At 38.3% G+C, this 10,457-nt stretch carries 12 protein-coding genes; 9 read left to right on the forward strand and 3 right to left on the reverse strand.

Annotation, left to right across the window (positions count from 1 at the left end; translation table 11 throughout):
• Positions 1 to 43: 43 nt before the first annotated feature.
• Positions 44 to 466 carry a hypothetical protein gene (locus tag F6K54_RS31455; RefSeq protein WP_293086714.1) on the reverse strand — a complete coding sequence of 141 codons (423 nt, stop codon included), beginning with the start codon at positions 464 to 466 and terminating at the stop codon, positions 44 to 46.
• Positions 467 to 838: 372 nt separating this feature from the next.
• Here F6K54_RS31455 and map point away from each other — a divergent pair, with 372 nt between their 5' ends.
• The 7 genes from map (at position 839) to F6K54_RS31485 (ending at position 7,224) form a co-directional block, all read left to right on the forward strand.
• A complete protein-coding gene (gene map, locus F6K54_RS31460; RefSeq protein ID WP_293086717.1) occupies positions 839 to 1,684 on the forward strand; it encodes a type I methionyl aminopeptidase in 846 nt (281 codons plus the stop codon).
• Positions 1,685 to 2,040: 356 nt separating this feature from the next.
• Positions 2,041 to 2,484, forward strand: a complete 444-nt coding sequence (locus F6K54_RS31465) for a helix-turn-helix domain-containing protein (RefSeq protein ID WP_293086721.1) — start codon at positions 2,041 to 2,043, stop codon at positions 2,482 to 2,484.
• A 683-nt stretch (positions 2,485 to 3,167) separates the two neighbouring features.
• Entirely contained in the window at positions 3,168 to 3,857 is a 690-nt protein-coding gene (locus F6K54_RS31470; RefSeq protein ID WP_293086724.1) for a reverse transcriptase N-terminal domain-containing protein, read from the forward strand.
• Between the two features lie 40 nt (positions 3,858 to 3,897).
• Entirely contained in the window at positions 3,898 to 4,011 is a 114-nt protein-coding gene (locus F6K54_RS43305; RefSeq protein WP_366558286.1) for an HNH endonuclease, read from the forward strand.
• A 48-nt stretch (positions 4,012 to 4,059) separates the two neighbouring features.
• Positions 4,060 to 5,088, forward strand: coding sequence for a transposase (locus tag F6K54_RS31475; protein WP_293086727.1), 1,029 nt, complete (start codon positions 4,060 to 4,062; stop codon positions 5,086 to 5,088).
• Positions 5,089 to 5,163: 75 nt separating this feature from the next.
• A complete protein-coding gene (locus tag F6K54_RS31480) occupies positions 5,164 to 5,907 on the forward strand; it encodes a response regulator transcription factor (protein ID WP_293086730.1) in 744 nt (247 codons plus the stop codon).
• An 867-nt stretch (positions 5,908 to 6,774) separates the two neighbouring features.
• Entirely contained in the window at positions 6,775 to 7,224 is a 450-nt protein-coding gene (locus F6K54_RS31485; protein ID WP_293086733.1) for a hypothetical protein, read from the forward strand.
• Positions 7,225 to 7,638: 414 nt separating this feature from the next.
• Here F6K54_RS31485 and F6K54_RS31490 read toward each other — a convergent pair whose 3' ends face one another.
• Positions 7,639 to 7,836, reverse strand: coding sequence for an NblA/ycf18 family protein (locus F6K54_RS31490; RefSeq protein WP_202224006.1), 198 nt, complete (start codon positions 7,834 to 7,836; stop codon positions 7,639 to 7,641).
• A gap of 83 nt (positions 7,837 to 7,919) precedes the next feature.
• Between F6K54_RS31490 and F6K54_RS31495 the strand changes: the two genes are divergently transcribed.
• Positions 7,920 to 8,129 carry a hypothetical protein gene (locus tag F6K54_RS31495; RefSeq protein WP_293086735.1) on the forward strand — a complete coding sequence of 70 codons (210 nt, stop codon included), beginning with the start codon at positions 7,920 to 7,922 and terminating at the stop codon, positions 8,127 to 8,129.
• Positions 8,130 to 8,467: 338 nt separating this feature from the next.
• The gene (locus F6K54_RS31500; RefSeq protein ID WP_293086738.1) at positions 8,468 to 8,986 is read left to right on the forward strand and encodes a tetratricopeptide repeat protein; all 519 of its coding nucleotides are present in this window, start codon (positions 8,468 to 8,470) and stop codon (positions 8,984 to 8,986) included.
• Between the two features lie 412 nt (positions 8,987 to 9,398).
• Here F6K54_RS31500 and F6K54_RS31505 read toward each other — a convergent pair whose 3' ends face one another.
• Entirely contained in the window at positions 9,399 to 10,163 is a 765-nt protein-coding gene (locus tag F6K54_RS31505) for an alpha/beta fold hydrolase (protein ID WP_293086740.1), read from the reverse strand.
• Between the last annotated feature and the right edge of the window lie 294 nt (positions 10,164 to 10,457).

Consider the following 10,457-nt stretch of genomic DNA (forward strand, 5'->3'; position numbering starts at 1 on the left):
GGACTTTCACCCTCATGGTCATTAAGTTGTCAAGAGTTTTGATTCAACCAATACGAAAGGTTGACCTCTTGCTCCTCGTACACTTTGAATTGAGTTCTCCATTTTCCAAGGAAACGAATCGCACCCAGCCAGATTGTTTATATTCTACAGACCGACAATGCTTTTTGAATTTAGGATATCCTTTCTTTTTCGCTCCTTCCTTACCGCGACGATAAAAGTTACTAATCGAAGTCCAAGCTACTTCTACTGAGGCTTGTCTAGCTGATGAATTTAATTTGTTTGCAAAAGCAAACTCACTAGCTAATTCTTTACTCAGTTTGTATAAACGCGACTTATCTACTCCTTGGTTGTCTATCCAATATCTGACAGCTTTATTTCTAATAAACTGTGCTGTTCTGATAGCTTCATCCAAGGATTTATATTGATTTGATGTCCCGTTTAATAACTTAGCCTCTCTTACTAACATTCTTATCTTTTTGTTTCTATGCTATTATTTTAGCATATATTTTTCCCGATCAAAACAATTATTTGAAAAAAAATATTGATGCAGAAAAAGTCGCCCTAGAAGAAGGAGGCTTTAAACCCATTTTTTCGGTAAATTGCACAATTCTCTGAAAGCTTTAAAAATGCAGCATTCAATTATTGTAGTATGTGACAACCTTGCTTTTAGAAAAAAATGCAACAAAGCATCAAAAAAAAATAAATTCATCAATTCCAAGTTGAGTTAAAATATTCTCAATTTATCTTGTCTCAGTGAATGCATAAATTTAACATTTGACTTTAGTGATGCCTAAACCTTAAGATATCATAGATAAAATTTAATAACTTGTCAAAAAAAATGAAGATTTTTAGTAATCTACTTGCAGCTCCAGCAAAACCCAAACCCCGTCCTACTGTTAAGAAAAAACAACGTCGAGGAATAGAAATCAAATCTCAACGAGAAATAGAAATTATGCGACAATCATGTAAAATAGTCGCAACAGTACTCAAAGAAATTTCTCAAATTGTTAAACCAGGAATGACAACTGCTGACTTAGATGCCTATGCAGAAAAACGCATTCGAGAAATGGGGGCAACGCCAAGTTTTAAAGGTTATCATGGTTTTCCTGGTTCTATTTGTGCTTGCATAAATAACGAAGTTGTCCATGGCATTCCTAGTAAGAAAAAAGTTATTCGAGTTGGTGATGTTTTAAAAGTAGATACAGGTGCTTACTATCAAGAATTTCATGGAGACTCTTGTATTACTATTGGTGTAGTTGAAGTTGCTCCTGAAGCAGCTAAACTAATTCGTGTAGCAGAGGAAGCAATGTATAAAGGTATCGAACAAGTAAAAGCTGGTGCTTATTTACTCGATCTTGCAGGAGCTATTCAAGATCATGTAGAAGCAAATGGTTTTCGTATAGTCGAAGAATTTACAGGTCACGGTGTGGGAAGAAATTTACACGAAGAACCTTCAGTTTTTAACTCTAGAACTAAAAGTTTACCAAATGTGAAACTAAGAGCAGGCATGACTTTAGCTATTGAACCAATTCTGAATGCTGGTTCTAGGTTTACACGAATTTTATCCGATAAATGGACTGCTGTTACCGTTGATAATTCTCTTTCAGCTCAGTTTGAGCATACAGTATTGGTAACAAATACTGGTTATGAAATTTTAACAGATCGCTCTCAAATTAGATTTTAGGCATAAAACAGTTTTCAACTAATTAGCTGGACTTACACATAACCACTACGTCTAGTAGGGGTTAACGGCCGTCAACCCCTACAAATGGTGTTTGATTTCGTATTGTGCGTAAGTCCTGGTTACCACAAAAACAAATTTTAACTCCCCCGGCGGGAAGTCCCGCGCTCTCCCGTTTCGGCTGTCGCCGACATGAAAGGCGGAGGATGGTGGAGGCAGCTATTAGGGGAGCGGAGGGATGGGAAAGCCGGGCTAGGGTGTGCGGTTTTCCTATAATCCTGTTTGCTATAGCTATTGACAATTTATTAACACAGCAATTATAATAAATTATCATTTGATAAATCCTGGTAGATTCTGCCATGCTACTGAAATATAAGTACAAGCTCAAACCACACAAAACCCAAGCGGTGATTATATCTAATTGGCTATTCATGGCAAGGAAGCAATATAATTACCGTTTGGCTGAAAGGTTAAACTGGTTTGAAGCCACGCGCACACCAGTAAATTCTTGTCCTCTTAATGTTTCAGTAGTACCAGTAGAACGAATTTACCAAAACATTCCAGAGTTTAGGATACAAACCCGCGACGGTAGAAAAAAGGATAGTAATGGTCATCCGATAACTAGAAAAGGTGACAAACATCCCAACATAATAAATGGTTATGTAGCTTGGGAAACAGTACAGTCAGCCAACTTAGCACAAACTAAAAAACTCTTCGGTGAATACAAGTCCATGTACTCCCAGGTATTGCAAGATGTAATGAGCGCGCGTGCAAACTACGATGGAGAACTTTACCTTACCTGATAAAAACGGTAAAACCAGCGGCAGACCTAAATTTGTGCGATGTAGCAAGCTATGTGTTAGTAGCTTAGGATAAGCTGCACAACGAGTGGAGAGCCGTCTCTCCCAGTGGAGTCTGTCCCACTGTCCCCACGTAAAAGACTTGCAAAAGTCTAGTCACGCTAAAAGTAAGTAATGAAATTAGTGGAATGCAGACTACGAAAGTATTCAAGCCTGGAAGCCTAATCTGGGTAAGAGCTAGGGGAAGTAAGGAAGGGTTAATGAAAATGAATCATCGATGAGGCTTCGTCATGTCTGAAGAAGTGGAATAAGGCTTAAACACTTCAACCAAAAGGTACGTAGATAGGTCAGGTGGTCGAATTTTCCACAGGACGACAGAACAAAAGCTCTACCGAAGTATAGATGATACCCGACACCAAACGCGAATCTCACCACATGGAACTACAGAAACCCCTATAGATTCTTAGGATTATAATGGTCGAAAACCTAAGTAGGTCAATCGTAAGAAAGACGGAACTATCTAGAGGGAAAGGGATGTCTGAGAAAGCGAACGTCCTGGGTAATGCCAGGAATAGAGGTACTCTTCGAGAAGCCTAACGGCTACAAAATTTGCCTCACACTGAAAGGTGGCAGACTTCAGACAGGTTTTCAACGATAAACCAAAGTAATATGGAACTGAAACTATAGTGAAAGATAGAGTCCAAGAGGACATCGGAGCTAAAGAGACTTTAACAGAATGGTCACACATTGATTGGATGACCGTGACGAAAAAAGTTAAGAACCTGAGACAGAGAACTTATCGTGCGACACAAAAGAAACAGTGGAATAAGGTTAGAAGCCTACAGAAACTGTTAATCCGTTGTCACTCCAACCTGCTATTGTCAGTGTACAGAGTAACACAAGCTAATCAGGGGAAACGCACACCAGGCGTAGATGGTAAAGTAATTAAAACTCCCCAAGATAGAGTGAAACTTGTCAATCAGTGGAAGGAATACAAACCCTGGAAGGTGAAACCAACTAAAAGGATATATATCCCAAAGGCTAACGGAAAGAATCGACCATTAGGTATACCAACCATTGATGACCGCATTGCACAAGCAGTAATCAAAAATGCGCTAGAACCCAGTTGGGAAGCCAGATTTGAGCAAAACAGCTATGGATTCAGACCAGGTAGAGGTTGTCACGATGCCATAGAACAATGTTTCGCTAGATTACAAAATAATCGCGATACATGGGTATTAGATGCCGATATCAAAGGAGCATTTGATAATATCAGCCATGAATTTATACTTGAAAAACTAGGAAATATACCTGGAAAAGAATTAATAAAGCAATGGCTAAAAGCAGGATATATGGAAATGTCCAGTTTGCGGTGAACATTTATTTAACGGAGAAAATTTCGACACTCACCACAAGATAGAAGTAACTGAAGGTGGAAGTAATGAGATAGAGAATCTCATACATTTACACAAGAAATGTCACTTACATATCCATAGTGAGAAAAAGAAAAAAGTGTCCAAGAAAGCTTGAGCCGTATGAGGCGACGAGTTTCAAGTACGGTTCTGAGGGGAGGGGAGTATGGTGACATATCTCCTCTTACCCGACAAGGGGAAACATTATTATAATTCCTTCAGCTATCCTCAGTTATCAAATACCAAGATTGTTAAAAATACTAACGGTCGGTATTGTGTCAATTTACCAAAGATTGGTTTAGTGCCTTTTGTATACAATCGCCCAATACCAGAAGGATTCAAGGTTAAGACAGGAACAGTCATCCGTGAAGCGGATGGTTGGTATATCAGCTTAACGATAGAAGATCAGGCTATACCTTTGAGGCGTGCAGAAATTCAACCCACCTCAGATAACTCAAAGGGTATTGATTTAGGATTGTTACACTATGCTGTTACCAGTGATGGAGAATTTCTGGAAGTTCCTAAGTTTTTTAGGTTCTCTGAGCATCGTTTATCTAAACTTCAGGTGAGACTGGCCAAAAAGTCCAAGCATTCCCAACCTTGGAAAATTATCAAACGTAAAATAGCTAAACTGCATCAGTTGATAGCTAGACAACGGTTAGACTGGCAATTTAAACTGGCTTATCATTTGTTGAGTGATGTAAGTGTGATATTTCTTGAAGACCTACAAATAGCTTCTTTAGTCCGACGTTGCAAAGCCAAACTAGGTGACAATGGTCAATTCTTACCCAACGGTCAATCAGCCAAGTCAGGATTAAATAAGTCTCTACAAGATGCAGCTTTTGGTAAGTTTGTTCAGATTTTAGAATATGTTGGGTGGAAACTTGGCAAAAGAATTATCAAAGTAGATCCAAGAGGTACATCTCAACATTGTTCGAGGGTTGATAGTGTTTCTAAAAGCTTATCAGAGCGCTGGAATTCATGTCCTAAATGTGGTCAAGAGTTAGATAGGGACTATAACTCAGCCACCCCTCTAGCTCCCCTCCCGGGAGGGGATGGGGGTGGGTTGGATTATTATCAACACAGGGGGAGGACATCACCTCTGTCAAAACGGCGGTCAGGGTTTCCCAGGCTGAAGAATCCCGCGTTGTCCCGTAAGGGCAAGGTCGGGAGTATGTCAATCAAGTATTGTTAACCTTATATTATTTTAACCCCGATAATAATGAAAATTAGCTAAATTATAAATAAAGTAGTAAAACTAAAATAAATTATGATATCTCAAATGATTCAAGCCGAAAATGACAGCCAAGAAAAATTAAAAATATCAGGAAAAATACTATTAGTAGATGATGAACCAGGATTACGGGAAGCTGTACAAGTTTACTTAGAAGATAGTGGATTTAATGTAAACGTTGCCAGTAATGCTAATGACGGATGGGATATCCTGCAATCATATTTACCGGACTTAGTAATTACAGATATTATGATGCCTCAAATAGATGGTTATCAATTCCTGCAAAAATTACGAGAAGATCCAAGATTTAAAGCTTTACCAGTAGTATTCTTGACAGCCAAAGGAATGACTACAGACCGCATTCAAGGTTATCAAGCAGGTTGTGATGCTTACCTTTCTAAACCCTTCGATCCTGAAGAGTTAGTAGCTATAGTCGAAAATTTGTTAGAACGTAGAATGGTAGCGAAAACCACGAATGAAGGTGAAAATACTTCAGATATAGCTGTTTTAGCAAGTCAAATTGCCGAAATTAAAGCTATGTTGATGGGTAAAAATACGATCGCTCAAACCCCATCACCAATTAAAATAGATTTAACCCCAAGAGAACAAAGTGTTTTAGATTTAGTAGCTAGAGGACTAATGAATAAAGAAATAGCTAGAGACCTAAACACCAGTGTCCGCAACGTAGAAAAGTATGTCAGTAGATTATTTACTAAAACTGGTACAAACAGTCGAACAGAATTAGTTCGTTATGCTCTAGAACATGGGTTAACTCAATAATTATGTATCCACTCAATATGATGGGGTAGGCAATGATTTATAGTTGCCAAGACCAACCAAAGGAATTAAAAACAGAGCAATACAGATGATGCTATCTATACTTCCTATGGCACTTCAGTTATTAAGTAATAATAATAGTTGAATCATGTTGACAACGATTATCGGCATTAAACGAAGATATCTTATCTCTTTTTACTCTACTCCCTACTCCCTACTCCCTACTCCCTACTCTCAAGGAGATGTAGCAAGAATGCATGATAAATGGTATAATGAGCCTTTGATTTAACCATTAAACAAAGATAGCTGAAGTAAAGTATAAATAAAATCCCCAAAGTTTGTAATTCTATATTATTTACCGAAGAATTGGGTTTAAAGCCTCGCCCATAAGCAGGGGACTTTTTAGTTGTTTTTTTTGAATACATATGCTATCTTTTTGTTATTAGTCGCGGGTGGGCAGTCCGAGACAAAAAACGGACGCAGAGGCAAGCGTAACCCACCCCCATCCCCTCCCGGGAGGGGAGCAAGAGGGGTGGGTTCAGCAGCCTGTGTTAGCGGAGCTTTGCGAAGCGCAAAACGTCAACCCACCGAGGAGCTTAGGCTCGGTAGGAATCCCCCTGCCTAACAGCCGGGGAGGATGTCAAACACAGAAGTGCTCTAGATAGTCTAAAATACAGTCATAGTGCTGGCACTAAAAATGGTAAGTCAACCTGTCTAACCTTCCCGGCCAAGGCTTCAGGATATTGGACTTTTTATACAATTATCTTGACTCTGCCTGATGGGTATTTCGCTAGCACCAAACATGGTTTTTGTCAACTTACCGAATCGCCGTATCAATGAAGCTAGCATTAGCAGCATAGGAATAGCACTGTGGCTCATACTTTTATACTAGAATCAGGCAAATGGACAATAGAAGGAAATTGGCTAGAGCGTAATGGAATGTTAATTACTGTTAAGGGTAAGACTATTGTGACATGGGACCGCACAGATTGGTTCTCTATGGTTACAAAACTGATATTTCCCAGTAAGGATCGTGAGGATATTATCTTACAATACAAGGGACGTCTCGACAGTGACGAACGACGCTATACTTTTCTTCTTCAGCATAGCGAATTAGGAAAAGTAGAAGGAGAAGGATGGCTGGGCATTGATTCAATTATTCAGCGCTATTGGGTACTTGGAAATGATGTCCAACGTCGTAGTGGTTTTGAGACTTTACTACGCTTAGACCAAGAGCGATATTATTCTACTGGCGGAGTTTTAAGTGGTCTTTCTTTGAGTAGTGCTATGGAAGCAACTATAGAGCGTCAACCAGACTAATTCATAAACAATTATTAATATTTTTTAGTATTCTTGAGTATTCTTAAATTTTTTAGCTAGTCGCTCAATGATTTTTTTAATACTTGTAATAGTTGTCAATTTATAGCAATGCACTTAAATAATGTCAAATAATATATATGAAATAATTGTCTAAAGTTGTTGTCTACTAAACTTCTTAGCTCATAAAATCTTACTTTTAAGTTCAGTGAAACAGTATTAGTTGACCGAAAAATCTGGGTAGTTACGCCTCCTCTGTTAAGAAGATAAAAAAAGAAGATTCCGTATTTTCGTAGCCTCCTTATTGCAGAGTTACTAATAACTGATAACTGAAATGACGTCCCACAATCCCCAACTCTCTTTCATTAGTGTGAAAATGAGTGAGAGAAAGAGGTCGTCCCTAAGACAACTTCCGTTTTAATCAAAATCAGGGTTAGATTCTAATCCCCACTTATGCTTTAAAAATTGTTGATAAAGAGTTTCCCTCATCAACATCTGTTCATATAGTTGAACCAAGCAATCTTGAGCCTGTTGTAAACTCATCTGGCGTACCTGAGCCTCAAAAGACCGAACGCTAAATTGCTTTTCCAGTGGCATTTCCATCGGTTGGTCCATAGCTTTACTCCATATTCATAGTGACAAATATTTACTGAGCCTACTTCAGAGTAAGATCGGTAAATTTAGATACAGAAAATTATTTGGATTGCTCCAAATATGCCTTGTTTGATTTAGCGATCGCCTTAACGAACTCAGAAGTCAGAAGTCAGAAGTCAGAAGTTAACCAACCCCTAACCCCTGCCAACCCACCCCTAACCCCTCCCAGGAGGGGAGGAGAAGTAGGGGATTTGAGCAACCCTCCAAAAACATTTCCCCTTAAAAGGCGGGGTGACGAGACCCAATTATTTTGATAAATTTTCTACAACTTGTGAGAATTCGTCAGACTATCGCATCATGTTACAAAATATAACAAATATTTGACAAAACTGCCATTATTTTCCTTGTATCATAAATATAAAAATAGTAAATGTCTAGAATTTGATTCTGCTTTAAAGAAATCCTAGATAAAAGTCAAGAGTAAAGATGCTCATTTTGAACAAATTTCTGATGAGTAGACAATTTCTCAAAAGCCTTAAGCAGAAATTTAAACAAGTTGAGTTCTCTTAAGGTTTATTTCACAAAGAGGGGATCAAATCTAAAAATAAGTAGTATGCTTAAACAGTAACTATGAGTACTAGCATTCTTAAAAATGTTTAATAAAAAATCTAAGTACAACTTATTGGCCATAGCTACAATACTGAGCTTAGTCAGCACCACTTCAGCTTATGCTTCAACTCTCAAACCAACTGCAAAACAAACCGAATTAGCTAACACAACAATTATTGCTCTGGAAGGAGAAGCTAAAGAAGAATTTGATCGTGGGGTGAAACTCTATAAGGAAGGAGACCTGACATCAGCAGAAGCAGCATTTCGTAAAGCTATTGAATTAGATTCAGAATTTGCAGAAGCTTATGCTAATCTGGGCAGTCTTTTAGCGAATCAAAATAATTTGTCAGAAGCAATTTCCCAATTTGAAAATGCTGTTCGCCTCAAACCAGACTTAGCAGTGCTTCATTATCAATTAGGGGTAGCTTTGTATTTGGAAAATAAACGACCTGAAGCATTAGTATCTCTTACGAAAGCTAGAGACTTATTAAAAGAACAAGGTAAAGGAGAAGATGCAGAAAAAATCGATAAAGCTATAGAAAGAATTCAAGCAGAATCTTAAGATAAATGTAGTTCCACAATTAATAATTAACAATTAATAATTAATAATTAATAATTACCTCTTCTTATAAAGAATGAGGATTGGCTAAAAAGATTTTTTTTCTTCTTTCTCTATAAATGGAAAGGCTTTAGACCACAATTTCTAGGTAAAAAAATATAGTGGCTTGCGATCGATTTATATGCAAACCACTATTTTTTTTGTTGTTAGTTTTTAAAGCAAAGCTTTACTAACGTTACAGTTGTTATGTTAGGAAAACAGCGTCACCTGATCCATTAGACTATAGAAGCTATTTGGTATCTTTGTTAATGCTGGTTTTTTTTGCCAAGAAGTTAGGATATTTATATTTAATTATTTCCCCCTACTCTTTACGGACGTTGCATGCAACGTCCCTACGACTACTCCCTAATGGCTTCTATACAGCGAAAGTATCTACAGATACTGAACCTGTTGTGTTACCATTAACAGTCGCGAGTGAGAAAGTAGTACCATTGTTTTGCGCGAATGCGGCTCCATCTAATAGATCGTTATACAATGTGTGAGCATAGCCGTGATTACCTACAAAACTAAAGGAACCTGGTTGGAATAGATCGTCCCAGTTAATGTATACATCTAAGTCAGCTAATGGAGCATCGTATCCCAATGTACTGCTGGTATGGAAAGCAACAACTCTATCCGCATCAGTTGGATCTAGGCGATCATCTGTGGGGTTAGCACTAGAGAACCAACCTCCTTCAAACTCAGGGCCTGCTGGATCGAGACCAATAAGTTGATCGACTTCGCCACTACGTTCACGAAGTTCTTCTCCTGCTTCACCCATCACATGAGCACCTAAACTGTGACCAATAAGTGTGGTATCGGCAGGATTAATACCTTGATCCAACAAATAGTCTGCTACCTCAACTCCCACATCATCAACTCTGTCAGCAGCAGCCCAATAATTGAGAGTATCAGCGCCATCTTGCCAATCTACTATCAAAATGTTAGCATCATTGCCCTCCAAATCTCGTATATTTTGTGCCATTTCTGACATCCAACCTTCAGGGGTGAAGTTATTACCTGGATTTCCACCCGTATTTCGGAAACCATGTACGATTACATAAGTAGGATCGCTTGTGTCTATAGGGCGTGAATTATTTAATCCGCCATCATCCCAAGAATTAAAGAAAACGTCTACCATATTTTTAGTTTGTTCTCATGTATAAGTGTTTACTGAAAATATCAAACTTTTTTTGATGGATTTTTTCCATCTATATTATCTACAAGTTTTTTATAACATTTTCAGGACTTACGCAAATTTACCTTGAAAACGCTATATGTAGAGGCGGGGGAGTGGGGGAGTGGGGAGTAGGGGAGTAGGGGAGTAGGGGAGAAAGATTGCTGTTGGCTTTCGGTCCCGATACCCAACCTACTGACGTGTCAAGCTATAGTTATCTACAAGTTTTTTATAACGTTTTCAGGAATTACGCAAATA

This window comes from Okeania sp. SIO3B5 (assembly GCF_010692555.1).
Lineage (GTDB): Bacteria > Cyanobacteriota > Cyanobacteriia > Cyanobacteriales > Microcoleaceae > Okeania.

Coding starts and splice junctions, on each gene's coding strand:
- map (WP_293086717.1), top strand. CDS start 839: ATGAAGATTTTTAGTAATCTACTTGCAGCTCCAGCAAAACCCAAACCC.
- F6K54_RS31500 (WP_293086738.1), top strand. CDS start 8,468: ATGTTTAATAAAAAATCTAAGTACAACTTATTGGCCATAGCTACAATA.
- F6K54_RS31455 (WP_293086714.1), bottom strand. CDS start 466: ATGTTAGTAAGAGAGGCTAAGTTATTAAACGGGACATCAAATCAATAT.
- F6K54_RS31480 (WP_293086730.1), top strand. CDS start 5,164: ATGATATCTCAAATGATTCAAGCCGAAAATGACAGCCAAGAAAAATTA.
- F6K54_RS31505 (WP_293086740.1), bottom strand. CDS start 10,163: ATGGTAGACGTTTTCTTTAATTCTTGGGATGATGGCGGATTAAATAAT.
- F6K54_RS31490 (WP_202224006.1), bottom strand. CDS start 7,836: ATGGACCAACCGATGGAAATGCCACTGGAAAAGCAATTTAGCGTTCGG.
- F6K54_RS31475 (WP_293086727.1), top strand. CDS start 4,060: ATGGTGACATATCTCCTCTTACCCGACAAGGGGAAACATTATTATAAT.
- F6K54_RS31465 (WP_293086721.1), top strand. CDS start 2,041: ATGCTACTGAAATATAAGTACAAGCTCAAACCACACAAAACCCAAGCG.